Consider the following 26,440-nt stretch of genomic DNA (forward strand, 5'->3'; position numbering starts at 1 on the left):
TTGTTTTAATGATTGCGTTACAAATTTAATTCGTCTTTAATAAGGTATCGTTTTTTATCTTGTTTAGAGCGAAGAATAATTTCTCCTAAAAAGCCGGCAACAAAAAACTGTGTTCCAATTATCATAGTTGCTAGCGCGATATAAAATTGAGGGCGTTGCGTGATTAATCTGCCATAAGGGTTTAAAAATAGCTTGTCTATACCAAGATAAAAAGAAAAGCCAAAACCTATAGCAAACATAAGAACGCCTAAAGCACCAAAAAGATGCATAGGACGTTTTCCAAAACGCGAAATAAACCATATGGTAATTAAGTCTAAAAAACCGTGAATAAACCGATCCATGCCAAATTTAGTTTCGCCATATTTTCTTGCTTGATGCTTAACAACCTTTTCACCAATATTAGTAAAGCCAGCTGTTTTTGCTAAAACAGGAATGTAGCGATGCATTTCGCCGTTTACATCAATGTTTTTTGTTACATCTTTATGGTAAGATTTGAGTCCGCAGTTAAAATCATGAAGCTTTACGCCTGATGTTTTTCTAGCAGCCCAATTAAATAATTTTGATGGCAGATTTTTACTAATTACAGAATCATAGCGCTTTTTCTTCCAACCAGAAACCATATCAAACCCTTCATTTATAATCATATTATAAAGTTCTGGTATTTCTTCTGGATTGTCTTGCAAATCTGCATCCATGGTGATTATAACATCACCTTGCGCTTTGTCAAAGCCAGCATGTAAAGCTTGAGATTTACCAAAGTTTTTTAAAAACTTAATGCCTTTTACGTTGCTATCTTTTTTAGATAATTGCTGTATGATTTTCCAAGAATCATCGGTACTTCCATCATCAATAAAAATGATTTCATAAGAAAAATGATTGGACTGCATAACATTTGCAATCCAATCATGTAACTCTTTTAAAGATTCTTGTTCGTTAAGTAGTGGTATAACTACTGATATATTCATTGAGATAATTTCAAATTTCTTGTTTCAAAAATATGAAATTTATTCTGCGTTAGGGTCATTTTTTTTAACTATTAAAGCAGCAATCAATCCTAATATACTATAAAACACTAATCTAGAGATATAAGCTTTTAGTTGAGATGCTAAAGAAAAGTTGTCAGTTTTTTCAGCTTCCATTAAGCTTTGTTGAATAACTTCTTGAGGCGCACCAAAACTTTCCATAGTTTCTTTTGTCATAATCAAAATTTGCTCATTTAAGTATTTTGCTGCTTCAGGGTCAACAAACGTAAAAATAATAATCCCAACAATTGTAGAAATTAAAGTACCAATAGCGATAGTGATAAAATATGAGCTAAAAGCTTGTTTAAATGAAATAAAACCACCTTGTTGTTTTTTAATTTGTATAGAAGAGTAAATACCAAATCCAAAAGCAATAAGAAATAATATGATGCCAAGCCACCATTTTGTAAATAAATCTAGGTTAACAGCATATACTACAACAGTAACCACGGACAAAATTAAACCTAAAATAAGCCCGTTGTTAATTGATATTGATTTTAATGATTTTTCCATTTTTAAGTGATTTTAGTTGATTATATTTGGTTAGTAAACAAATATACCAAAACGTTACAGATTATAAGAGAAATAAAAAAAACAAAAAAGTATTGTGTATTAATAAAAAACGCTTAAATTTGCACCTCAAAATTTGTAAGACAATAAAGCGTTTAGCGATGAAAAAAGATATACATCCAGAAAATTATAGAGTAGTAGCATTTAAAGACATGTCTAATGATGATGTGTTTTTAACAAAGTCTACAGCAAATACAAACGAAACTTTAGAAGTTGATGGTGTTGAGTACCCATTAGTAAAAATGGAAATCTCTAGAACATCTCATCCTTATTACACTGGTAAATCTAAATTAGTAGATACTGCTGGTCGTATTGATAAATTCAAAAACAAATACGCGAAATTTAAAAAATAAGTTTCAGCTAAAATATATTTTAAAAGCCTTCATATTTATACTGAAGGCTTTTTTTGTTTTCAACAATTAAGCTATTTTTGAGAATAGATTAATTTTATTAGAGTTTTTAATACCTAACCTTAAGCTTGCTTGCTATGAACTACATACTCTTTGATGGTCCTTTTCGTAATAATTTATTACCATTTACTTACACACGACCAGTTGCTGACATTCGTATAGGAATTTTAACTATTAGAGAAAAGTGGGAATTGCTTTTAGGATATACGACAACCACAATCACAGAAGATTACTTGTCAGACAAGTATCCTATGGTTGAAATGGATGAAAATATTATGATAAATGCATCTTTTCTTCCAAATGTTGAATTAGCAGAAATGATTAAAAGTTTAGAAGAAAATCAAGCTATTTTTAATGATGAAGATGTTATTGCTTTTTTTACAAAAGACACACAAGAAGCAATAGATTTTGATACTTATGAAGCAATAGAATACAACGAAGATGTAGTAAAAATAGAAAACACTTGGGATATTTTTTCAAAAAATGGTATCGCAATTCAAGATGATTTTGATTTACTAACAAAAGATAAAAAGTCACAACCAATACCTGCATCTGTAAACACAATTAATGCAAGTCAAATTTTTATAGAAGAAGGAGCTAAACTTGAATTTGTAACGCTTAATGCTACTAACGGACCAATTTACATAGGTAAAGATGCTGAAGTTATGGAAGGTAGTATTATTCGTGGCCCTTTTGCATTATGTGATCATGCCACAGTAAAAATGGGCGCTAAAATATATGGGCCAACCACTGTAGGACCACATAGTAAAGTAGGAGGAGAAATTAATAACTCTGTAATTTTTGGATATTCAAACAAAGGTCATGACGGTTTTTTAGGTAATTCGGTATTAGGAGAATGGTGCAATTTAGGAGCCGATACTAATAATTCTAACCTAAAAAATAATTATGCCGAAGTGCGTTTATGGAATTACGAAACTGAAAACTTCGCCAAAACAGGATTGCAATTTTGCGGATTAATGATGGGAGATCATAGTAAATGTGGTATCAACACGATGTTTAATACAGGAACTGTGGTTGGTGTGAGTGCTAATATTTTTGGTAGTGGTTTTCCTCGTAATTTTGTTCCTAGTTTTTCTTGGGGTGGCAGTAGTGGTTTTACAACGTATTTAACTAAAAAAGCTTTTGAAGTAGCAGAAGTAGTAATGTCACGTAGAGATGTAGAGCTTACAGATGCTGATAAAGCTATTTTAGAGCACGTTTTTGAAGAAACTAAAAAATATAGACGCAATTAGTTTTTTGTTTTCTTAACGCGTTTTAGTTCTAATAGATTAGTAGGGTTTATACCTAATCCATTTACGTTTTTTCTGGTAAAACGAACAACTTCATCATAAAATAAAGGAACAACAGGAGTTTTACTCATCACAAGGCTATCCATTTTTTTGTAAAGCAATTCTCTAGTTTTAGTATTGGTTTCGGTAAATGCTTTTTCGTACCAAGTATCAAACTGCTTGTTTTTAAAATGGGTGTAATTAGGACCATTTGGCGCAAAGTTTTTACTGTAATATAGTGATAGATAATTTTCGGCATCTGGGTAATCGGCTACCCAACTAGCTCTAAACATATCAAGTTTTCCGTTTGCCTTTGCGTCTTTAAGCGTTGCAGCAGGAATAACATCAATATTAACCTGTAAGCCAGTTTTTTGAAGCTCTCTTTGTATATATTCGCAAAAACTTAAATAATTACTCGTTGTTGTAATGGTTATTTGTGGATTTTGATTTCCTGTCTCATTTTTAAATTGAGAAACTAGCGACCTCGCTTTTTCAGGCTGATAAGAAAAACCAGCATTAGCATTATATCCAGGAAGTCCTTTTGGTATAAAGCCGCCATAAGCAGGAATACCAATGCCATTACGTAGGTATGTCATCATTTTTTGTCGGTCAAAACCGTAATTTATAGCCTGTCGTAATTTGTTGGATTGCATTTCAGGAATGTTAGAGTCCATATAAAATGCTAAATATTCAGTGTTTAAATAAGGACCTCGTATCATGTTTACATCATCGGAATAAGCATCTCGTAACTGTCCGTTAGCTGTTAATATTTCATCTTTATAAGATGCATCTAAACCGGATACATAATCAATATTTCCTTGAGCAAATTGTAAAAATTCACTTTGTTTATCAGGTAAAAAAGTAATGGCTACAGCTTCAAGATAAGGAAGTGAATTGCCAAGATTGTCTTTTTCAAAATACGTATTGTTTTTTCTTAAAACCAGCTTAATATTTTCTTCCCAACGCTTAAATTTAAAAGGTCCAGTGCCAATCGGGTTGCTTCTAAAGTCTGTTCCGTAAAAATCTATAATTTCTTTAGGAACTACTGAACAATATTTCATTGTTAATAGCCCCAGAAAAGCGGGAAAAGGTTGCTTGAGTGTTATTTGAAAAAGCGTGTCATTTACAGCATGAAAATTATCAACTTTGTTAAGCACCCAGCTACCAGGTGAAGCAACTTGTTTGTCTTTTAATCTGTTTAAACTATACTCAAAATCCTTGGCGGTAACGTTTCTTGTAGAATCTATGCCAAAACGTTCATGTTTATGAAAAAAAACGTCACTTCGTAATGTAAATGTATAGGTTTTGGCACTATCAGAAACTGTCCAATGTTTTGCAATACAAGGCTTAACATTTAGGCTGTCATCCATTTGCACTAAACCATTAAAAAGTTGGTTAGTAGCCCAAATATCAGCAATATCTTTTGAGAAAGCAGGGTCTAAAGATCCTATATTCTTGTGTTCATTATACCTAAATACAAGGTGTTCTTTATTAGTTTCTTTTGTGTTTTTGCATGATAGGATAAGCAACAAAATACAACTAGCTGTAAACATGTTAATAGAGAAACGTATGTTTGTTTTTATGTGTTTTATCATGTTAGAGAATAGTTGTAAATTTGCAACTTGGTAAAAGTACGAGAATGAACGCAAGAAAAAAAGTCGCATTTTACACATTAGGATGTAAGCTTAATTTTTCAGAAACATCAACAATAGCAAGATCTTTTAAAAATGAAGGTTTTGACCGTGTTGATTTTGCTGACGAAGCTGATATTTACGTGATTAACACTTGTTCTGTAACAGAAAATGCAGACAAACGTTTTAAAACTATTGTTAAGCAGGCTCAAAAAGCTAATCCAGATGCTTTTGTTGCAGCCGTAGGTTGCTATGCCCAGTTAAAACCACAAGAATTAGCAGATGTTAATGGTGTTGATTTAGTTCTTGGTGCTACAGAAAAATTTAAGATTACCGATTATTTAAACGACTTATCTAAAAATGATTTTGGAGAAGTTCATTCATGTGATATTGATGATGCTGATTTTTATGTTGGGAGCTATTCTATTGGCGATAGAACACGTGCTTTTTTAAAGGTTCAAGATGGTTGTGATTATAAATGCACGTACTGTACAATACCATTAGCAAGAGGAATTTCACGTAGTGATACCATGAAAAATGTTTTGAAAAACGCTAAAGAGATTTCAGAAAAAAACATAAAAGAGATTGTGCTAACTGGTGTAAACATTGGTGATTATGGTAAAGGTGAATTTGGAAACAAAAAGCACGAGCATACATTTTTAGACTTGGTGACAGAGTTAGATAAGGTAGAAGGTATAGAGCGTTTAAGAATATCATCAATAGAGCCTAATTTACTGAAAAATGAAACCATTGATTTGGTTTCTAAATCCAGAGCATTTGTACCACATTTTCATATTCCATTACAAAGTGGCAGTAATGATATTCTAAAAAAAATGAAACGACGATACATGCGTGAGTTGTATGTAGATCGTGTCGCAAAAACCAAAGAAGTAATGCCTCACGCTTGTATAGGTGTTGATGTTATTGTTGGTTTTCCAGGAGAAACAGAAGAACGTTTTTTAGAAACGTATAACTTTTTGAGTGAGTTAGATATTTCATATTTGCATGTTTTCACGTATTCTGAACGTGACAATACTGAAGCAGCAGCTATGGATGGCATTGTGCCTAAAAAAGTGCGTTCTAAACGCAGTAAAATGTTACGAGGTCTGTCTGCAAAAAAGCGCAGAGCTTTTTACGAAAGTCAAGTAAATACTTCTAGAACCGTTTTATTTGAAAGTGAAAATAAAGAAGGCTATATCCATGGATTTACTGAAAACTATGTAAAAGTTAAAACTCCTTGGAATCCAGAATTAGTAAATACTTTGCATGAAGTTCAGCTTACAGAGATAGACGATGATGGATTAATGCGTATAGCGTTTATAAAAGAGTTAGCCTCATAAAAAAAATCCGAAGTTATTGCTTCGGATTTTTTTTATTATAGTTTTAATGTTTACAATTTTAAATTCTAACACCAACAGGTAGCATGCTTTTGTACTGCCTGTTTTTTCTAATAAATTTGGCGATTTCTGGACTTGTAGGAACCACACTTAAATTACGCTCTTCAATATTTTCAAAAACAAGTTTTATAAAATCATTTTGAAAAGTGTCGTTAAAAATCTCTTCTGGTATAATGAGCTTAGTTAAAAATATTTTTCTCTCTTGAAGTGAATATTCAATTTTTGCCATATGCTCATCTACCTTTAATTCAAATTGACGTAAAAAATCATTGTCAACAAGTTCTGATGCATCTATCATAATAAATTGTTTTTTTATTCAATGGAATTTATAGGGAGTGGAACTATATTTTATATAGCTTTGTAACGCAAATTTACGAAAAATTATTGTTAATATAAAGAGATATAGTGGTTTAAACCTTATGAGTCAAGATATAATACACGTTTACTTTATGCCAGGAATGGCAGCTAGTTCATTAATTTTTGAACACATCAAATTACCTGAAGATTCGTTTCAAATGCATTATTTAGAATGGTTGGTTCCTGAAAAAAACGAAACATTACAAGACTATGCAAAGCGTACAGCAGCATCAATAACACATGAAAACGTTGTGCTTGCTGGTGTGTCTTTTGGCGGTGTTTTGGTTCAGGAAATGAGCAAATTTGTTTCAACAAGAAAGGTTCTTGTGATATCTAGTGTAAAATCTAGAGGAGAACTTCCTAACCGAATGAAGCTAGCAAAGTTTACTAATGCATACAAGTTAATTCCAACAAAAAAACTATCAAATATAGATGTGTTAGCAAAATATGCTTTTGGAAAAGTAGCAAATGATAGGATAGAGCTTTACAGAAAGTATCTTTTAGTTAATGATCCGTATTATTTAGAATGGGCTATAAAACAGTTAATGTTTTGGAAACCACAAGATATACAGGCTAATATTGTACATATTCATGGAGATAAAGATAAAGTGTTTCCTACATATCATTTAAAGAATTTTATACCAGTAAAAGGAGGATCTCATATCATGATTATTAATAAGTATAAGTGGTTTAACGAAAATTTAGCTAAGATTATTTTAGATGAAAAACTGGCTTAAAATTTGCTGCTTTTTTCATAACTTTAAAGAAAACTTGATATAATGAAAACGATAAAAAATATATTAGCCTTAATAGGGTTGTTTTGTGTAGCTAGCTTGTTTGTGTTTGCTATGCAAGATGCTCCAACAGATGAGAATTTTGAGAAAAAAGTAATTAATGATTATAATGTTTATGCACTTCAGGTTCCAGAATATTTAGATTTTGCAGGAGAACCAATGCCGCTAAACAATCCAGATATTCATGAGCGTATGGATAGAGAATTATTAGTAAATACTTACTGGCAGTCTAATGGATTATTAATGTTTAAAAGAGCTGCAAAATACTTTCCTGTTATTGAACCAATTTTAGCTAAACATGGTGTGCCAGATGATTTTAAATATTTGGCAGTTATAGAAAGTGGTTTAACCAATGCTGTTTCTCCAGCAGGAGCAAGAGGTGTTTGGCAAATTATGAAAACCACTGGTCGAGAATACGGACTAGAAGTAAATGATAATGTAGATGAGCGCTATAATTTAGAATTAGCAACAGAAGTGGCTTGTGAATATTTGAAAAAATCTAAAGAAAAACTAGGCTCATGGACACTAGCAGCTGCAGCTTATAATGCAGGGATGGCAGGTGTTTCAAGACGATTAGAAGAGCAAAATGTAAGTGATTATTATGATTTGCTTTTAGGGGAAGAAACAGGGCGTTATATGTTTAGAATTGTAGCGCTAAAAGAAATTTTATCTCATCCTGACAAGTATGGGTTTAACTTTAGAGATAAAGATTTATATAAAGAAGTTCCAACGTATAAAGTTGAAGTAGATACAGCAGTAACAGATTTCACAAAATTTGCTGAACGTTACGGTATAAATTATAAAATATTAAAAATACATAACCCTTGGTTGCGAGAGCCTCATTTAAATAATAAGTCAAGAAAACAATATTTTATTAGCCTTCCAGAAAAAGGACATTACACAAAACAACCTTAATGCTTACATTTATTAAGGAGCACATCTTGACCATTCTTATAGTATTAAACTATATAATTGCTATTTCAGCAGCATTCACAATACTATTAAAGAACATAAATCCAACCAAAACGTTGTCTTATATCATCGTTTTGGTTTTTTTTCCGTTTTTAGGAATCCTTGTATATTATCTTTTTGGGCAAGAATATCGAAAGAATAAAATATTCAATAGAAAGCATATTCTAAATAGAAGTTTAATTAAAAAAATAAACAAAGATTTAGAGCTTAATGAACAAGAATTAAAAGAAGTTGATCAAACATTAGAAGAGAAAATTAAACTTGTAAAATTGCTTCATAAAAGCGAAAATGCGCCATTAACACTACATAACGATGTGGAGATATTGATAAATGGTAATAAGAAATTTGAAGCACTTTTAGAAGATTTAAAACAAGCTAAAAATCATATACATTTAGAGTATTATATCTTAAAAGACGATAAAATAGGAGGTCAGATTATAGATATACTTTGCGAAAAAGCTAAACAAGGTGTAGCTGTAAGATTAAGTGTAGATGATGTGGGTAGCAAAATATCTTCAGCGTCAAAAAAGAGATTAAAAAATAGCGGTGTTTCGTTTTATCCATTTATGCCTGTGTTATTTCCAAAGTTTACAGGAAAAATGAATTATAGAAATCATAGAAAAATAGCAATTATTGATGGATTAATAGGTTATTTAGGCGGTATCAACATTTCTGACAATTATGTAAATTACGAAAACGATGCGTTGTTTTGGCGTGATACTCACATACGTATACAAGGCGAAGCTGTTAAATTACTTCAAATACATTTTTTAACAACCTGGGATTTTGTTTCTGGTAGTGATATTCAAGTTTCAAAACAATTCTTTCCAGAATCTAAAACAAAAAAAGAGACAAAAGTACAGATAGCAGCTAGTGGGCCTGATACAGATTGGGCAAATATTATGGAAGCTATACTTACAGCCATTAATACAGCTGATAATTATATTTATATAACAACACCTTATTTTATACCAAATCAACAAATTATAACAGCGCTTCAAATTGCGTCAAGAAGCGGTGTAGATGTTAGAATCATCATTCCAAAAAAATCAGATTCTTGGATAGCTAATCATGCAACAAACTCTTATTTACAATCGCTTATGGAAGCAGGTGTTAAAGTATATAGGTATACCAAAGGTTTTGTTCATGCAAAAACTCAAGTAGTTGACGATATTTTCACATCAATAGGAACAGCAAACCTTGATTACAGAAGTTTTAATATAAACTTTGAAATAAATGCTTTAATCTACAATGAAGCCGTTAGTAAACAACTTAAAAAACAATTTCTAGAAGATATAAAAGATAGTCAAGAGATAGAATTAAAACGTTGGGAACAACGCCCAAAACTTATGAAACTAAAAGAATCTTATTCGCGTTTGTGGGCGCCTTTGTTGTAAATTACCCTCTACGTTTTTGAGCACGAATAGAACCACCAGCACCAAAATGTTGGTTTGGCGCTTGTGCACGTTTCATATTGTCTTTCATCATTTTTATTTGGTCAGTAAGTATACCGCGCTTATCTAGTTTTTGAGCTTCATTTAGTAATAATTTAGCTTCATTTTTTCTGCGCTTAGTAAAAGCAATACCAGCTAAATTTAATTTAGCCATAGCCAAATCATGATCCATAGATAAACCAAGTGAAATAGCTTTTTTAAAGCGTTTTTCAGCCTCATTCATATTCGTTTGAGACACCATAATACCATGTAAATAATGAAAATACCCTTCTTGTTTTGTTGTTAAAGCAGCAGATGGGTTTTTAATTTTATCCAACCATTTTTTAGCGCCATCAAAATCTTGCTTACGTAAACGTAAAAAAGCCAACAAGATAAATTCATTTTTAAAATATAGAAAAACAAATATTAAGGCTAATAAAATATACATAATACCATTGCCTATATTTCCTTCAATAAACTGATAAATAGCGTATCCAAATATTAAAAAAGCGATGATTAATTTTATAATTTTATTATACATGAGTTTTAAGTTTTATAATTGTTGTAGTTTTGTTGAATGAAATTTTAAAAGCTACCATATTATGAAAGCTTTTATTTCACTGGTTTTTTGATATTAATTTTTGCGATACAAAGTAACTAAATTTTTATTGAAAAAATATTTTTAAATAAAGGTTTGTCAAATAAAAAAGGCTTTGTATATTTGCGCTCGGTTTTGAGGAAAAAATAAAACCCTAGTTTTTAAAAAGAATAAGAAGATTTTAAAGATATAAGTAATGAGTAAAAGAACATTTCAGCCATCAAAAAGAAAGAGAAAAAATAAGCATGGCTTCAGAGAAAGAATGGCTACAGTTAATGGTAGAAAAGTACTTGCTCGTAGAAGAGCTAAAGGTAGAAAGAAATTGTCTGTATCTTCTGAAACTAGACATAAGAAATAATGATTAACAATTGTTAATATTAAAAAGGTGTTGCTTGGGGTAACGCCTTTTTTTGTATCCTATAGTTAACTATTTTTGCAAAACAAAACAACACAACATGCCTAAAAATAAAAACATAAAATCTATTCTACTTATAGGTTCTGGTCCTATAATTATTGGTCAAGCTTGCGAATTTGATTATTCTGGAACACAAGCACTTCGTTCATTAAGAGAAGACGGAATTGAAACCATCTTAATCAATTCTAACCCTGCAACAATTATGACAGATCCTTCTATGGCAGATCATGTTTATCTGTTGCCTCTTAATACCAAATCTATTATAAAAGTTTTAAAAGAACATCCTCAAATTGATGCTGTACTTCCTACTATGGGAGGACAAACAGCACTAAATTTAGCTATTGAAGCTGAAGATAAAGGTATTTGGGAAGATTTTGGTGTAAAACTTATTGGTGTAGATATTGATGCCATTAATATCACTGAAGACAGAGAGCAGTTTAGAGACTTAATGACAAAAATTGGAGTGCCAATGGCGCCACAAGCAACTGCTACGTCATTTTTAAAAGGAAAAGAAATAGCCCAAGAATTTGGTTTTCCATTATGTATTCGTTCATCGTTTACTTTAGGAGGAGCAGGAGCTGCAATTGTTTATGATGAAGCAGATTTTGATGAATTATTAAGTCGTGGACTTGAAATTTCTCCTATTCATGAAGTAATGATTGATAAGGCCTTATTAGGTTGGAAAGAATATGAATTAGAGCTATTACGAGATAAAAATGATAACGTAGTTATTATTTGTACTATTGAAAATATGGATCCGATGGGAATTCACACCGGAGATTCTATTACAGTAGCGCCAGCAATGACTTTATCAGATACAACTTTCCAACGTATGCGTGATATGGCAATACACATGATGCGAAGTATTGGTGATTTTGCAGGAGGTTGTAATGTGCAGTTTGCTGTGAGCCCTGATGAAAATGAAGATATAATTGCTATAGAAATTAATCCTCGTGTATCGCGTTCTTCAGCATTAGCAAGTAAAGCAACAGGATATCCTATTGCAAAAGTAGCAGCAAAATTAGCTATAGGTTACACACTTGATGAGTTAAGTAATCAAATTACAGGATCAACATCAGCGTTGTTTGAGCCTACATTAGATTATGTTGTTGTAAAAATACCACGTTGGAACTTTGATAAATTTGAAGGATCTGATAGAACTTTAGGTTTACAAATGAAAGCGGTTGGAGAAGTTATGGCTATTGGTCGTTCATTTCAAGAAGCGCTACATAAAGCAACACAGTCGCTAGAAATAAAACGTAATGGTCTTGGTGCAGATGGAAAAGGCTACAAAGACTACGAGCAAATTATAGAAAAACTTACTTATGCAAGTTGGGATCGTGTATTTGTTATTTACGATGCTATTCAAATGGGAATTCCATTAAGTAGAATACACGAAATTACAAAGATTGATATGTGGTTCTTAAAGCAATATGAAGAGCTATATAAATTAGAAAAAGAAATTTCAACGTATACTATTGATACCATTGATAGAGAGTTGTTGCTAGAAGCAAAACAAAAAGGATATGGTGACCGTCAAATAGCGCATATGCTTAAATGTTTAGAAAGCGAAGTATACAATAAGCGTGATGAGTTAAAAATAAACCGTGTTTACAAACTGGTAGATACATGTGCTGCCGAATTTAAAGCACAAACACCATACTATTATTCAACATTTGAAAACGAATTAGAAACAGCCAATGGAGATATTTATTCGGCAAATGAAAGTGTTGTTTCTGATAAGAAAAAAATCATTGTTTTAGGTTCTGGACCAAACAGAATTGGACAAGGTATAGAGTTTGATTACTGTTGTGTTCATGGTGTTTTAGCCAGTTCAGAATGTGGTTATGAAACCATCATGATAAACTGTAATCCTGAAACAGTTTCAACCGATTTTGATATTGCTGATAAACTTTATTTTGAACCCGTATTTTGGGAGCATATTTACGACATAATTCGTCATGAAAAACCAGAAGGTGTTATTGTTCAGTTAGGTGGTCAAACAGCACTAAAATTGGCTGAAAAGTTAGATCGTTACGGTATTAAAATTTTAGGAACAACTTACCAATCTTTAGATTTAGCTGAAGATAGAGGTAGTTTCTCAAAATTATTAAAAGAGAATAATATTCCTTACCCAGAGTTTGATGTTGCAACATCAGCAGATGAAGCACTTGCTGTTGCTGATAGATTAGATTTCCCAATTCTTGTAAGACCATCTTACGTTCTTGGTGGACAAGGCATGAAAATTGTCATTAACAAAAAAGAACTAGAAGAGCATGTTGTAGACTTACTTCGTGGTATGCCTGATAATAAGTTACTTTTAGATCATTATTTAGATGGCGCAATAGAAGCTGAAGCCGATGCCATTTGTGATGGAGAAAACGTTTACATTATTGGTATAATGGAGCATATTGAACCTTGCGGAATTCACTCGGGTGATAGTAACGCAACGTTGCCACCATTTAATTTAGGAGATCTTGTGTTGGAACAGATAAAAGATCATACTAAAAAGATTGCATTAGCCTTAAACACTGTTGGATTAATTAACATTCAATTTGCTGTTAAAGATGATACCGTTTATATTATTGAAGCAAACCCTCGTGCGTCTCGTACAGTTCCATTTATAGCAAAAGCTTATGGCGAACCTTATGTAAATTATGCAACAAAGGTTATGCTAGGAGAGAAGAAGGTTACAGACTTTGAGTTTAATCCAAAACTAGAAGGTTATGCTATAAAACAACCTGTATTTTCATTTAATAAATTCCCTAATGTGAATAAGAAATTAGGACCAGAAATGAAAAGTACAGGAGAAAGTATTTTGTTTATAGATAGTTTAAAAGATGACGAATTCTATAATCTTTATACAAGAAGAAAAATGTACTTAAGTAAATAAGAAGATACAATTGTAAATAAAAAAAGGAGCTTTAATTAAAGCTCCTTTTTTTATTTTAATCATATAAGTTTTAAATATACAATGCCAGTTATAATGGCTATTCCAAAACTAATTAATGTCCCTATCAAGATGTATTCGGTTAGTTTTCTGTGCTTACTTTCTTTTAAATCTCCAAATCTAAATACCGATTTTGCTGTAATTAAAAAACCAACAGCTTCCCAGTGATTTGTTATTATAAACACAAACACTAATAACCGCTCAAGAATTCCAATATACTTTCCGGCATCTTTAAGAGATTCGTTTCCTTTAGTAAGCTTTTCAATATTCCATTTATTAAAAATAACTTTCATAATAATAGAAACAGGCTGTGTTAAGAATAATAAACAAGTTATTAATAACAACGTGTTTTCACTAATGACATTTGATATATCAAATACTTGATTCGTGAATAAATAATAGGCGCAAAAGATGCTAATAATATGAAACGCTTGATCTATAAAAAACCAAAGTCTTTTGGTAGACTTTTTTTGAAACAGAAGTTTTATAGCATCTATTATAAAGTGCGATATACCTATCAAGATAATAAGTGACCAGCGCGTAATGTCAAAAACTAATATGAATAATAGAGCAGTATGAATGGCAATGTGAAAATATAGCTTTGAAGATTTTAGTTTTAGTTTCTCTTTTTCTTTTACCCATGTTTTAGGTTGAAGAAAAAAATCACCTATAATATGAGCTAATATGAGTTTTATTAATAAAATCATTCTATAATTTTTGACTGTGCTATTTTTGAAATAAGCATTTCATTAACTTCTAAAATTTCATCAAGATAAGCGCGTTTCATACGTTTACTAACAGCATCCTGGCTAATACCAATAATTTTTGCTAATTCTTTTTGAATTTTATTTTCGTTTTCTAAATGTAATTTAACAATTTCAGCCGAATTAACAGACCAATTATCCATAAGAATCCCGATAAGCTTTAAATATAGATTTAGCTCGTTGTCTATATTAGGAATTCCTTTTAATTTTAAGTTTGTTTTAGATTGCTTTAAAATTTCTAGCAAGTTTCCGGAGTCTTGAAAAGCACTTCCATTAGATTCTGTTACCGTATTTCCGTTAAATGTTTTATGGCCAAAACCTATAGCCATTCTAACATCCAAGCCTTTTATCATTTTTATACAAGCTTTTATATAAACAGCACTTATAAAGGATTGATTAATATCTGAAATTTCAATTTGAAAGCTATCACCTCTAAATATTTCCCAATTGTTTGTGTTGCTACTTACTTGCTCTAAAGCTTGTTTTAAGGACGTTAGCCAAACATTTGGGTTGCTATGTTTGGTTGAGTTTATAATGTCACCAGTTATTACACTTGTCATGGCTTTTTTTATTTTATGTGATATTCTTTAGCTATCACAAATGAGTTTGATACTCAAATATATTCCTTTTTTATGGAATAATCAAATATATTCCTCTTTTAAGGAATAATTTAATATATGCCTTTTTTATGGAATAAAACAAAAGGGAAGTAAATAGGCGAATAGTGTGTTTTTAAATACTTTCAGGCAACTCTATTTTAATTTTGTAGCCCTTTAGGTCTTCAATGTAATTACCAAGAGCAAAAGAATCACTATTAAATTCTTGTTGACGATGTATTTTAGTGTCTTTACGTTTTATGGCTTTTAAAAACCGTTTTACTTCGGTTTTATCGTTTAAAATTAAACCAGGAACATCAACAGTTTTTCCATTATCATCTTTAGCAACCATAGTAAAGTAAGACGAATTACAATGCTTTACAGTTCCGGTTTGAATGTTTTCAGATTCCACACGAATACCAACAACCATAGATGTACGACCAACATAATTTACCGAGGCTTTCATAGTAACTAACTCACCAATTTCAATAGGGTTTAAAAAATCAACTGTATCAACCGATGCTGTTACACAATAGGCTTCAGAATGCTTTGAGGCGCAAGCAAAAGCAATTTGATCCATTAAACTTAAAATATAACCACCATGAATTTTTCCACCAAAATTAGAATGCGAAGGTTGCATAAGTTGAGAGATAGAAACTCTAGAAGAATCAACGGGTTTGAAATTGTGTTTACTCATCGTCATCGTTTATAGCGCGTTTTAAAATTGGTTCTGGTAGTGATTTTTTTGCTTTGGCACCCATTTTTTTAAGTTTTTCTACACGACCAATAATGTTTCCTTTGCCTTCTACCAGTTTATTCATCGCTGCTGAATAGTCACTTTTTGCTGCATCTATTTTTTTGCCAACACCTGTTAAATCAGAAACTAAACCTTCAAATTTATCATAAAGTGCACCTGCTTGTTTTGCAATTTCTAACGCATTACGCTGTTGCTTTTCGTTGCTCCACATTGTGTCAACAGTGCGCAATGTTGCTAAAAGGGTAGAAGGTGTAACGATTACAATATTCTTCTCAAAAGCTTTGTTATAAAGCGTATTGTCTTCGTTTATAGCAATGGCAAAAGCAGGTTCAATAGGAATAAACATCAATACAAAATCTGGAGATTCCATATCGTATAAATCCTCGTATTTCTTTTCTGAAAGCTGATTAACGTGTTTGTTTATAGAGTTAACGTGCGCTTTTAAATGCATTGCTTTTTCGTCATCTTCAGCATTAGCAAAACGTTCGTAATCGGTAAGTGATACTTTACTATCTATAATCATGCGCTTGCCATCTGGTAAATGTAGGACAACATCAGGCATAACACGCGAACCATCTTCGCGATTAAAGTTTTGTTGAACAAAATATTCGCGGTCTTTTTCCAGTCCAGATTTTTCTAAAACACGCTCTAAAACCAATTCGCCCCAATTACCTTGCATTTTGCTGTCGCCTTTTAAAGCTTTGGTTAGGTTATTGGCTTCTATGGTCATTTTTTGATTAAGATCTTTAAGTCCTAAAAGTTGCTCTTTTAAAGCCGAATGCATGCTGATGCTTTCCTTTTGAGAATCTTCAACTTTCTTTTCAAACGTCTGGATTTTTTCTTGAAGCGGATTCAGAATTTGTTTAATGTTTTCTTTATTCTGAATGGTGAATTTTTCACTTTTTTCATCAAGGATTTTGCTTGCCATTAACTCAAAATCTTTACGCAGTTGCTCTTGTTGTTTAGCAAGCTCTTCGTCGCGTTTAAGGTTTTGTTCTTGAAGGTTTTCAAGCTCTGTATTTCTTCTGGAAAGTTCGGTGTTTAAAAGGTCTTTTTCTTTTCTAATGGTTTCGCGTTCTGTTTCAATTTTAGAAATAGTGTCTTTTAAATCTTGTAATTGCTGATTAAAAAGTGCATTTTGTTTTTGGTTTTCAGATTCGGTATTTAATTTTAAATCTTCAAGCTGTTTGCTTAAGTTGGTATTGCGTTCTTCAAGCGTGCTCGTATTTCCTTTGCTTTTTAATTGAGCAAATTTTAAGCCCAAAAAAGCACCAATTCCAGCAGAAAAAATAATAGCGATAAATAAAATGAGTGTTTCGGTCATGAGCAAATTTTAAAAGTAAAGATAAAAAAAAAGCACCCTTAAAGAGTGCCTTTTTTATTGTTTTTGAAAAAATTAGTGATACCAGCCATGTACATTGTACATTACTGTTTTTGGTTGATTTTTTGCGTAAGCTAAATTAATTTCTTTAGCCGCTTGCACATAGTCTTTTACAGCGTCTAAAACTTTTAGCTTGTATTTCCAATCTCTATCTTGAAGATCAATTACTCTACTCTCAATTTTAGAAAATAAAGCTTTCACATCTCTAAAACAAGAAGCTTGAGGCTCTATAGATGCTAATAATGCACCAGCTTCGTTAGCTGCATTGATGTCTTGATTTGCTGCCCAAATCGACTGCGCTTCAAGTAGTTTTACTTTACAATCTCTATCAATAGCTTTTTGATATAATGATTTTATTTTTCCTTCTACTTTACTAAAACAATCGCTTGAAACAGGAACATTTGCTATTAAGGATAAGGCTTCTTCTAGGTTATTTTGATTTTCTAATACTTTTGCTTTTGATACTATTTGATCACAATTTGTGTTGTAATAATCAATTATTTTAGATTTTCCGTTAGCAATAAAGTTTTGTAGTGATTTATTACCGGTTTTTAGTTGTTTTATAGCTTGAATGTAAGCTTTGTTTTCATTTAGACCAACACCTTTCAATGAAAAGGACTCACTTGCAAATAAATCGCCAGAAATTCCATCACCTATATATAACGTTAATTCAATATTTAGAGCTACTCTTGTTGGCGCTGTGCCTAGAATATCTTTTGATATGATGTTAAGGTTAGGAGCTATTATAAATCTTGGATAGTTAGAATTTTCTCCAATTCCATTAGCAGTGATGACTTGTCCTAGTTTATTAGAAAGCATAGATTTAGCACTTGATGGAATATTTTCAACTTGACTTGGTATGTGTAAACCAAGTGAAATGTCGTAATTGTTTTCTTGAGCAAAAGGTGCTAAAGATATAAGACTTAATATTATAGTTAGTATTTTTTTCATGATGTTTTTATTTTCCTCCTAAAATTATTGTAGCTCTACCTAATCCTTTCATTACTAATTTGTTTGGTATGTTGTAAGGAGCGCTGCTTAAATATTTACTCAATTCTCTAACAAATCTTCTAGCGTCAATTGCACGTCCTTTATCATTAAAAAGAGGCATTCTAACTTGTTCAAATAAAGCCATGCTTTCTGTCATGTCTGTTGTATTATATCTGCCTTTAACGGTGTTAACATCAAGCCAGTCTTCAATAATATATCCAAGTTCTTCACCATCGTTACCATATTCAGTTTCTAAATCACCATCCCAATCATCCCAGGTTTGAATTCTCACTATGATTTCTCTTCCGTTTTCAAACATATCATCAAAATGAGTTTGCAGTGTTTCGGTAAAGTTATCCATGTGAGCAAGAACAGCTTCAGATAAAAGAACTGCGGTTTCAGCAGAAAAAGATGGCGCTCCGGTTCCTGTTGCAGTGGCAATTTGCTTATCAGTGTAAGAGTCTAGACCTTGTAAATTAAATGAAATAGATTTTTTTGGGCCAGTTTGATTCACCGTCCAAGTTAGCTGAATGATTATATCAGCTTTAGCAACTTTTTTTAGTGCATCTATAGGACTTTCGTTTATTTCGCTGCCTGAATTTTTTGATGTTCTCATGTTGTCTTCAGCAGCATTAGATTCTAATGTTTTTATGGCAGATTCCATGTTTTTTAGAGGGAAACCTCTTTCAGACATAAGTCCGTTTATTTGACTGATAACTTGAAGTACTTCAGCATTTTCCTGAAATGCTCTTTTATAATCAGGAACCTTAACATTTGACCCTTGATTGTCATAATTTATCATGTAGCCATTTTGATTACACCAAACATCACTAGGAACAACCATAAGGGTTGGCTTTTTTGCTTGAGAAAAGGCTAAAGTTGTTAAAAAAAGTAGTAATAAAGTGATTTGTTTTTTCATTATTGTAATATTTTAAAATCCAGAAGTTAAAGACCTAACTAAACCTTCTTTTTCAAGACGTTTTCTTAATAAATCAGTTTGTACGGTAACAATGATACCTATTTTATATTCTCTTCGACTTACCTTTAGGCGGTCGCCAGGAGCAATACTACCATCAGTAGCAGATGTTACATATTTTAAATATTCTCCACCATCTGCGAAAAAGGCATCAAAAAAGGCTTCGTGCTCTTGGGCTTTTTCATAATCTGAAACTAGAGGATTTAATGTTGTACAACCTTGTCCGCCGCCAGAAATTCCTTTAAAAACAATTCCATGAACAGCGTTTTTCATACCTCTAGAAATGGCATGTTTTGGGTTTTTTGAGTAAGACCAAACTTTGATTAGTTTAGCTCCTTTTTTTGCAATGCCTTGACATTCTATATCATATCTCCAAATTTTGGTGTCTTCATTAGCTTTGTTTTTTTTCCATTGAGCTTGTGTGTTTAAACTAAAAGCTAAAAAGCCTATTAGATAAATACAGTGTTTTAATTTTTGTTTCATAGTTTATTTATTTTAGTTTATTTGTCTAATTAGCATGCCTTGAAAGTACTTATTTTTTGGGCCTTTAAATGTTGTGTATTCAAATTCAGATGGGTTTTGATTTTCTTCAGATGCCATAAATCTATTATCCCAAATATGTTTTTTTTCAACTTTAATTATGCCCATTCTTTTATATTCAGTCTTTCCTTCTTTGTTTATAACTTGTTCTAGAACTTCATATTTATCACCTTTTTCAATGCCTTCTTTTAATCCTATTTTTGCAGCTAAAGGATCTCCACTTAAAAGAGGTGTTTTTGTTCTAAATACTTCATAGGATCTTTGAAGCTTTGCTATGACAGCATCAGAAGCTTTTACTGTAGCAACAGATATTAAATCATCATCAGATTTAGTTGTATATTTTGTACTTTGAAGATCAGCCCAAGCCGTTTCTTTACCTATGTATTCTAATTCAAAAGCATCAGACTCATCAAAAGCTTTAACTTTTTCTAAATCAATATTTGAGTCTTCTGTCCAGAAATTGTTATAGAAAATAGAAGCAACTTCATCATTCCAAACAAGTCTATATAGGTAAGAGTCTGTTTTTATAACATATCCTTTTCCAAGAACATCAACACCTTCGGCTGCAACATCAGCTACAAGGCTAACATCTCCGTATCCTGTAGCAGATGCTAAACTAGATACCGCAGTTAATAATCCATTAGCTTTTTTAGCAACTTCTTCTTTGTTTGTATATTTAAAGTTATTTATAACAACAAAAGTGTTTTTTATTAATTCTTCACCAGCGTCAGCAAGCAGTGCAGTTCCTCTTTCAGAATTTCTTGCTATATGAACATCTAAATCTGTAGCATTATAATTGCCGCGTTCGGATATTAAGTTCATATCAAACCCTCCTTTTTCTGACCTGTTAAACCATTTTGAAATTATTAGTTTAGCAACATAATTAGTGTTTAATGAGTCTGTTATAGCTGTTTGAATTTGTTCTTTAAACTCTTTTCTGCTTAATGAATCTTTTTCAATTTTTAAGATTGTTCTTTTTTCTAAATTGTGATTGTTAAACTTGTCTGGGATAGGATAATTGATAAATGCATTTTGAATAGTTGCTCCATGTGATTGACTAATGTCAGACATCATAAGAGTGTATAGAGAGCTTCTTCTATAAATCAAATCTTCGGTGTCAGTGTCGTCAGTTTGAGAAAAACAAATAAAGGATGAGCAAATAGCAAATGCTAGTAACATAAATTGTTTCATAAGATAATAATAGTTTTAGTTGGTTTTATTTAAACAATGATTTTCAATCTCTGTGTAAATATTATCCTTGTGGTATAAGGCTAATCTTATGCTAAAAATTTATGTAGGGAATTCCCAAATGTAAAAAAAATATGTAAATATTTATAAATTAATTACTGTTTCACTCTAAAACTGCCAGTTTTCTCATCAAAAGCGATCATGTCTTTTGGAAACAATTCATTAAAAACACCTTTTGAAATTAAGTTACAAGGCGTGTCAGAAATTACTTGTGAATGTGTCATTACAATCATTTTGTCACACAGTTGAATGGCTAAATCAATTTCGTGAGAAGAAAACAAAATGGTTTTGTTGGTGTCTTTTGCCAAGGTTTTTAAAAGCTTTAAAATGTAGGCTTTGTGGTACATGTCTAGATGGGTTGTAGGTTCATCTAGAATAATTAAATGTGTGTCTTGAGCTAATGCTCGTGCAATCATGACTTTTTGTAGTTGGCCATCACTTAACTCAAAGCACTTTTTGTCTTTTAATTGTTGAATATTGGTTTGTAATAACGCTTTTTCAATAATAGAGATATCGTTTTCTGAAAGATTACCAACCCAATTGGTGTAAGGTTGCCTGCCTAAAGCAACAAGTTCAAAAACGGTTAAGTTTTTTGATGCAGGTTGTTCGGTGAGTACCACGCTCAAGCTTTTGGAAAGCTCTAAATGTGAGGAATTTTCAAGTAATTTATCAATAATAAAAACAGAGCCATCAATTGGTGGTTGTACTTTAGTAAGTGTTCGTAACAATGTAGATTTTCCAATGCCATTAGCACCAACCAAACCGACCAATTCACCTTGTTGTAGCGCAATGTTTACATCATCAGCAACAACGGTTTGACGTTTTTTCTGCGTGTAACCTATTGTTAGACTTTCTGTTTTTAGTATAGTATGTGATTCTGTTTTTGGCACAAATATTTTGTTTTGTCATTCTGCGCTACGACGCAGAATCTTTTTTTTTTGGATTCCGCATCAATTACGGAATGATAGTCTTGGTTCTTTTATCTTGATTCTTACTTCTCATTTAAAACAACATTTTACGTTTGCGTACCAATAACCAAATCACTACAGGCGCACCAATTAATGAAGTTATGGCATTAATAGGTAAAGTGTAATCGCTTGTAGGCAATTGCGCAATACTATCACAAATAAGCATGACTATGGCACCAAACAAAAACACAGCAGGTAATAACACTTTGTGGTTGGCTGTTGTAAAAACTTGACGAACCATATGCGGAATTGCTAATCCTATAAAAGCAATTGGTCCAGCAAAAGCCGTAATAGTTCCAGCTAATAAACTTGTTGCAATTATAATGATAAACCGACTTTGATTAATGTTCAACCCAAGGCTTTTAGCGTAATTTTCGCCCAATAAAAGTGTATTTAAAGCTTTGATTGAGATGATACTCATAAATAATCCTAGGAGATAAATGCAGAAGAAAATAAACAACTCGTTCCAAGATAGGTTTCCTAAACTACCAAATCCCCAAAAAATGTATTGCTGTAGTTGTTCGGCAGAACTAAAGTAGGAGAGTACACTGACAACCGCAGAAGTAATGCTACCAAACATTAACCCAATGATTAAAATAGCCATAGTATCTCTCACTTTTAAAGACACAGCCAAAACAGACAGTAACACTAAAAAACTACCTAAACTAGCCGCAATAACTACGCTCCATTTTGAAAGTAAAAGTGTAGCAAGACTGCCACCAAAAATTCCTGCACCAAGAATTATAATAGCGACTCCTAAACTAGCTCCAGAGCTAATACCTAACACAAATGGACCAGCCAATGGGTTTCTAAACAAGGTTTGCATTAATAATCCGGAAATGCCCAATCCAGAACCTACTAAAACCGCTGTAAATGCTTTTGGTAATCTGAAGTTGTGAATAATGTAATGCCAAGAATCGTTGTCTATGGATGTAAATAAACTTTTAAATACGGATGTTACAGGAATAGATACCGAACCTAGGCTGATATTGCCTAAAAAGCATACCAATAACGTTACAATTAGAATTGTAAACAGCATTTTGTATTTAGGTTGATTAGGCAATTATTTCAAAGGTTTAAAAAAATGAGTTTCGTATTCTGGTAATAATTCTGGGTGACACACTTTTATAATGTCTTTTAAAACCAAGTCAGGTCTTGCAGTGCCTTCTTCATAATAGGTAACGCCACCAGTTGCTCCTGTAACATTTACAAATGAATATACTGTTTTGTTTTTAAAAGCATCAAATTCGGTGTAGTGTTCGTTAGCGTTTTTTAAAGCTTCTAATGAATTATAATACGACGGACTTAACCAAATATCTGCCGATTTCCCTTTGGTAAAAACAGCTTCAAAACTTAATGCTAAACTGCCTTCACCAGCAACGTCTTGCCAAAGGTAATTTACGTTAGCGTCTTTTAAAAGTTGTGCTTCAGGACTTGTACCACTAGGTAAATACCAAACATCTTTATGAAGCGCACCACTTAAAACAGTTGGTGTGTTTTTAACCTTTGAAGCCAATGTTTTTGCATTATTATACGCTTTTTCAATACTGTTGAAAATAGAATCAGCTTCAGCAGTTTTGTTGTAAAGAGCTCCAAAAAATTTAATCCATTCGGCTTTTGCAAGTGGTGATTTTTCAACCCAATCGCCATTGTACATGACTGGAATACCAGATTTTTTAATGGTTTCAAAGGTTTTATTATTGCCATCAATACCAAAACCTACAACAACTTCAGGTTGTAACTCTAGCAAAACTTCGGTGTTGATACCTTCATTCTTTCCTAATTCTCTAATGCTTTCAGCATTTATTAAAGCTCTGGTTTTTTCAGATGAAATATAATCGGTTCCAGGAAAACCAACCAAGGTTTCTTCTACACCCAACAATTCTAAAGCAGGAATATGTGTTGTAGATGTCACGACTATTTTTTCAACAGGAGTTGCAATAATACCATCGTATTCATCACTATTTAAAGTAATTGTAGCAAGATTTTCTCTTGGAATTAAAGCATATTTAAACGATTTTTCAGCTTTTGGCCAAGGATTGTTTATGGTTAAAATTTTAAAATTTTCGTTATGTGTTATAGAAAAACCATTGGCATAACTAAATTCTGATTTTACAACGTCTTGTTTAACTTCAGTAGGTAGTTTTTTTTCGTTTTTACAAGCTATAAAACTTATAAGTAAAGCAAGTGTAAGTAGTTTTCTCACGGTGGTTAAATTTTTCATTCAAAAGTAATATTATTTAATCTTATTGATAAAACATTAAACAATAATGTTTAGTTTTGCATCGAATTTTGGTTCGAGATTGTTTTTCGATTTCGATTAAAAGGGAATCTGGTGCGAGTCTTATTTTTCAAGTCCAGAACTGTTCCCGCAACTGTAAGCATATGACCCAGCTAGAATGGGTTACTCTTAAAAAAAGAAGAGTTGCTGTGTACTTCAAACCACTGGTGTAAACTGGGAAGGTAAAACAGCAAAATGTAAGTCAGGAGACCTGCCAATTTTCTTAATTAAACAGTAAAGCTTTCGGGAAAAAGGCTTTTAGGTTATGAGGCAATTTGCATTTTATATTTTAGTTTTAATCAGTAGCTCAATTTGGTCACAAACAAAGCTAGATTCTTTGCAGCAGCTTGAAGAAGTTGTGGTAAAAGCAGATGTGTATTTAAAAACATTTTCTAATACACAAACGGTTAGTGTACTTAAAGATAGTGTTATATCAAGAAGCACATCATCTTTAACTAATTTGCTCAACTACAATTCAGGTGTTTATTTTAAAGAAAATGGTTTAGGAATGGTGTCTTCGCCGTCGTTTCGAGGAACAACAGCACAACAAACGGCAGTAACTTGGAATGGTGTAAATATCAATTCACAGTTTAATGGACAAACAGATTTTAATACGATTAATATTAGAAATTTTGATGATGTAACCGTGCGTAGTGGCGGCGGTAGTGCACTTTATGGAAGTGGAGCTATAGGTGGTTCAATACATCTTAATAATCAGCTTAAATTTAATACAGGCTTTAAAAATACAATCTACTCAAATTATGGTAGTTTTAATTCTTGGGATGTAGGATATAAGTCTCGTTTTTCAACAAATAGGTTTAGTGTAGACATTGCATTAAGTAGAGCACAATCTGATAACGATTATGAGTATGTAGATAGTGAAAAAGAAAACCTAAATGGAGCGTTTTATAACCAAAGTTTATCTGCCATTTTTGCTTATAAATTGAATTCAAAAAACATATTGAAACTATATAGTTACTTATATGATGGCGAACGTCATTTTTCACTAATATTTTCAACAGAAACACCAACCAAATATCAAGATGTAAACTCAAGAACTATGTTAGAGTGGTTAGGAAACTACGGTAGATTTACATCAACTTTAAAAATAGCTTACTTAACAGAAACATATAAGTACTTTCCTAACATAAAAAAAGACTTACATACGTTTGGAGAAGCCAAAACTTTATTAGGTAAGTATAGTTTAGATTATAAATTATTCAATAATGCTTCTCTACAAAGTGTTATTGATGTGACTCACACAACAGGAGAAGGTTCAAGTATTGGAAAAACAAATAGAACCATATCAGGATTTAGTTTGTTATTTAAGCAACAATTAAAAAATTTCCTATATGAAGCTACGTTAAGACAAGAGGTTACAAATAATTACGAAAGTCCGTTGTTGTATAGTTTAGGACTTAAATACAACCTAGGTAAACATTATTCAATATCAATAAATGGTTCTAAAAACTTCAGAATACCTACGTATAATGATTTGTATTGGGAAGGCAGCGGAAACACTGATTTAAAACCAGAAACGTCTTATCAAGTAGAATTAGGTCAAGAGCTGTCGTTTAAAAACATCAGTTTAAAAGCAACAGGTTTTTACAACGATATTACAGATATGATTCGCTGGTTACCATCGGGAAACTTATGGCAACCTATAAACACAGACCATGTAGTAACATACGGGTTGGAATCACAGCTTGATATTAATGTTAGGCTTCAGTCTCATAAACTATCATTGGGAGGTAATTATACCTATACAATATCTAAAAACCAAGATACCGATAAACAACTTATTTATGTTCCTGAACATAAGGCTTCTACGATGTTTAATTATCAATATAAACGTGTTTCACTTTATTATCAAGCGTTATTTGTTGGTGACGTTTTTACATTGTCAGATAATAATCCTAAATATATCATTGACGCATACACGGTTTCTAATGTTGGATTTGAGTATGCTTTTAGAAAAGAACAGCAGTATGTTTTAGGAGTTCAAGCCAAAAATATTTTTAACGAAGACTACCAAAGCGTAGCCAATAGGTTTATGCCAGGTATTCATTATAATTTTTATTTAAACTTTAATTTTTAGACT

At 31.9% G+C, this 26,440-nt stretch carries 25 protein-coding genes and 1 riboswitch; of the genes, 9 read left to right on the top strand and 16 right to left on the bottom strand.

What is annotated here, in order from left to right; all coding sequences use genetic code 11:
* Positions 1–17: 17 nt before the first annotated feature.
* Positions 18–965 carry a glycosyltransferase family 2 protein gene (locus tag ACN5J3_RS08625; RefSeq protein WP_418511475.1) on the bottom strand — a complete coding sequence of 316 codons (948 nt, stop codon included), beginning with the start codon at positions 963–965 and terminating at the stop codon, positions 18–20.
* 39 nt (positions 966–1,004) lie between these two features.
* Positions 1,005–1,535 carry a DUF4199 domain-containing protein gene (locus ACN5J3_RS08630; protein WP_418511476.1) on the bottom strand — a complete coding sequence of 177 codons (531 nt, stop codon included), beginning with the start codon at positions 1,533–1,535 and terminating at the stop codon, positions 1,005–1,007.
* Positions 1,536–1,693: 158 nt separating this feature from the next.
* Between ACN5J3_RS08630 and ACN5J3_RS08635 the strand changes: the two genes are divergently transcribed.
* Both ACN5J3_RS08635 and ACN5J3_RS08640 read left to right on the top strand, forming a co-directional pair.
* Positions 1,694–1,945, top strand: a complete 252-nt coding sequence (locus ACN5J3_RS08635; RefSeq protein ID WP_344729879.1) for a type B 50S ribosomal protein L31 — start codon at positions 1,694–1,696, stop codon at positions 1,943–1,945.
* A gap of 134 nt (positions 1,946–2,079) precedes the next feature.
* Positions 2,080–3,255, top strand: a complete 1,176-nt coding sequence (locus ACN5J3_RS08640) for a GlmU family protein (protein WP_418511477.1) — start codon at positions 2,080–2,082, stop codon at positions 3,253–3,255.
* Here ACN5J3_RS08640 and ACN5J3_RS08645 read toward each other — a convergent pair.
* Positions 3,252–4,886 carry an ABC transporter substrate-binding protein gene (locus ACN5J3_RS08645; RefSeq protein ID WP_418511478.1) on the bottom strand — a complete coding sequence of 545 codons (1,635 nt, stop codon included), beginning with the start codon at positions 4,884–4,886 and terminating at the stop codon, positions 3,252–3,254. The genes ACN5J3_RS08640 and ACN5J3_RS08645 overlap by 4 nt on opposite strands.
* Before the next feature lie 44 nt (positions 4,887–4,930).
* On the opposite strand from ACN5J3_RS08645, the gene mtaB reads away from it, so the two are divergent.
* Positions 4,931–6,262 (top strand): tRNA (N(6)-L-threonylcarbamoyladenosine(37)-C(2))-methylthiotransferase MtaB, encoded by a 1,332-nt coding sequence (gene mtaB, locus ACN5J3_RS08650; protein ID WP_417290072.1) that lies wholly within the window; start codon positions 4,931–4,933, stop codon positions 6,260–6,262.
* Between the two features lie 58 nt (positions 6,263–6,320).
* Here the strand turns inward: mtaB and ACN5J3_RS08655 are convergent, their stop codons facing one another.
* The gene (locus ACN5J3_RS08655; protein ID WP_344729887.1) at positions 6,321–6,617 is read right to left on the bottom strand and encodes an N-acetyltransferase; all 297 of its coding nucleotides are present in this window, start codon (positions 6,615–6,617) and stop codon (positions 6,321–6,323) included.
* A 121-nt stretch (positions 6,618–6,738) separates the two neighbouring features.
* Between ACN5J3_RS08655 and ACN5J3_RS08660 the strand changes: the two genes are divergently transcribed.
* Genes ACN5J3_RS08660 through cls form a run of 3 tightly spaced genes read left to right on the top strand, consistent with a single transcriptional unit; the run spans position 6,739 to position 9,839 of the window.
* A complete protein-coding gene (locus tag ACN5J3_RS08660; protein ID WP_344729889.1) occupies positions 6,739–7,413 on the top strand; it encodes an alpha/beta hydrolase in 675 nt (224 codons plus the stop codon).
* A 42-nt stretch (positions 7,414–7,455) separates the two neighbouring features.
* Positions 7,456–8,385, top strand: coding sequence for a lytic transglycosylase domain-containing protein (locus ACN5J3_RS08665; RefSeq protein WP_344729891.1), 930 nt, complete (start codon positions 7,456–7,458; stop codon positions 8,383–8,385).
* Positions 8,385–9,839 (top strand): cardiolipin synthase, encoded by a 1,455-nt coding sequence (gene cls / locus ACN5J3_RS08670; RefSeq protein WP_418511479.1) that lies wholly within the window; start codon positions 8,385–8,387, stop codon positions 9,837–9,839. The genes ACN5J3_RS08665 and cls overlap by 1 nt, the downstream gene beginning before the upstream one ends.
* A 1-nt stretch (position 9,840) precedes the next feature.
* On the opposite strand, the gene ACN5J3_RS08675 is transcribed toward cls, so the two are convergent.
* A complete protein-coding gene (locus tag ACN5J3_RS08675) occupies positions 9,841–10,416 on the bottom strand; it encodes a DUF2892 domain-containing protein (RefSeq protein ID WP_417290075.1) in 576 nt (191 codons plus the stop codon).
* 253 nt (positions 10,417–10,669) lie between these two features.
* Here ACN5J3_RS08675 and rpmH point away from each other — a divergent pair, with 253 nt between their 5' ends.
* Positions 10,670–10,831: a 50S ribosomal protein L34 gene (rpmH, locus tag ACN5J3_RS08680; RefSeq protein WP_344729897.1), complete on the top strand. Its 162-nt coding sequence runs from the start codon at positions 10,670–10,672 to the stop codon at positions 10,829–10,831.
* 97 nt (positions 10,832–10,928) lie between these two features.
* Positions 10,929–13,781: a carbamoyl-phosphate synthase large subunit gene (carB, locus tag ACN5J3_RS08685; RefSeq protein WP_417290076.1), complete on the top strand. Its 2,853-nt coding sequence runs from the start codon at positions 10,929–10,931 to the stop codon at positions 13,779–13,781.
* Positions 13,782–13,840: 59 nt separating this feature from the next.
* Here carB and ACN5J3_RS08690 read toward each other — a convergent pair whose 3' ends face one another.
* From ACN5J3_RS08690 to ACN5J3_RS08740, 11 genes are all read right to left on the bottom strand, one after another.
* The gene (locus ACN5J3_RS08690; protein WP_418511480.1) at positions 13,841–14,545 is read right to left on the bottom strand and encodes a DUF3307 domain-containing protein; all 705 of its coding nucleotides are present in this window, start codon (positions 14,543–14,545) and stop codon (positions 13,841–13,843) included.
* Positions 14,542–15,162, bottom strand: coding sequence for a SatD family protein (locus tag ACN5J3_RS08695; protein ID WP_418509707.1), 621 nt, complete (start codon positions 15,160–15,162; stop codon positions 14,542–14,544). Before ACN5J3_RS08695 ends, ACN5J3_RS08690 begins: the two co-directional genes overlap by 4 nt.
* Positions 15,163–15,334: 172 nt before the next feature.
* A complete protein-coding gene (locus ACN5J3_RS08700; RefSeq protein ID WP_418511481.1) occupies positions 15,335–15,901 on the bottom strand; it encodes an acyl-CoA thioesterase in 567 nt (188 codons plus the stop codon).
* Positions 15,888–17,279 (bottom strand): DNA recombination protein RmuC, encoded by a 1,392-nt coding sequence (gene rmuC / locus ACN5J3_RS08705; RefSeq protein WP_335976512.1) that lies wholly within the window; start codon positions 17,277–17,279, stop codon positions 15,888–15,890. Before rmuC ends, ACN5J3_RS08700 begins: the two co-directional genes overlap by 14 nt.
* A 72-nt stretch (positions 17,280–17,351) precedes the next feature.
* Positions 17,352–18,287, bottom strand: coding sequence for a hypothetical protein (locus ACN5J3_RS08710; protein ID WP_417290081.1), 936 nt, complete (start codon positions 18,285–18,287; stop codon positions 17,352–17,354).
* Between the two features lie 7 nt (positions 18,288–18,294).
* A complete protein-coding gene (locus ACN5J3_RS08715) occupies positions 18,295–19,245 on the bottom strand; it encodes a DUF6175 family protein (RefSeq protein ID WP_417290082.1) in 951 nt (316 codons plus the stop codon).
* Positions 19,246–19,257: 12 nt separating this feature from the next.
* The gene (locus ACN5J3_RS08720) at positions 19,258–19,785 is read right to left on the bottom strand and encodes a hypothetical protein (RefSeq protein ID WP_417290083.1); all 528 of its coding nucleotides are present in this window, start codon (positions 19,783–19,785) and stop codon (positions 19,258–19,260) included.
* A gap of 12 nt (positions 19,786–19,797) precedes the next feature.
* Positions 19,798–21,033, bottom strand: a complete 1,236-nt coding sequence (locus ACN5J3_RS08725; RefSeq protein ID WP_418511482.1) for a hypothetical protein — start codon at positions 21,031–21,033, stop codon at positions 19,798–19,800.
* 152 nt (positions 21,034–21,185) lie between these two features.
* A complete protein-coding gene (locus tag ACN5J3_RS08730; protein WP_418511483.1) occupies positions 21,186–21,980 on the bottom strand; it encodes an ABC transporter ATP-binding protein in 795 nt (264 codons plus the stop codon).
* A 112-nt stretch (positions 21,981–22,092) separates the two neighbouring features.
* A complete protein-coding gene (locus tag ACN5J3_RS08735; protein ID WP_418511484.1) occupies positions 22,093–23,097 on the bottom strand; it encodes a FecCD family ABC transporter permease in 1,005 nt (334 codons plus the stop codon).
* Between the two features lie 24 nt (positions 23,098–23,121).
* Complete coding sequence (locus ACN5J3_RS08740; protein WP_418511485.1) at positions 23,122–24,282, bottom strand: ABC transporter substrate-binding protein; 1,161 nt, start codon at positions 24,280–24,282, stop codon at positions 23,122–23,124.
* 52 nt (positions 24,283–24,334) lie between these two features.
* A riboswitch (cobalamin riboswitch) is annotated at positions 24,335–24,573 on the top strand.
* Between the two features lie 31 nt (positions 24,574–24,604).
* On the opposite strand from ACN5J3_RS08740, the gene ACN5J3_RS08745 reads away from it, so the two are divergent.
* Positions 24,605–26,437, top strand: a complete 1,833-nt coding sequence (locus ACN5J3_RS08745) for a TonB-dependent receptor plug domain-containing protein (protein WP_418511486.1) — start codon at positions 24,605–24,607, stop codon at positions 26,435–26,437.
* The last annotated feature ends 3 nt before the right edge of the window (positions 26,438–26,440 follow it).

It is taken from the genome of Corallibacter sp., assembly GCF_048381695.1.
Classification (GTDB): Bacteria; Bacteroidota; Bacteroidia; order Flavobacteriales; family Flavobacteriaceae; genus Corallibacter; species Corallibacter vietnamensis.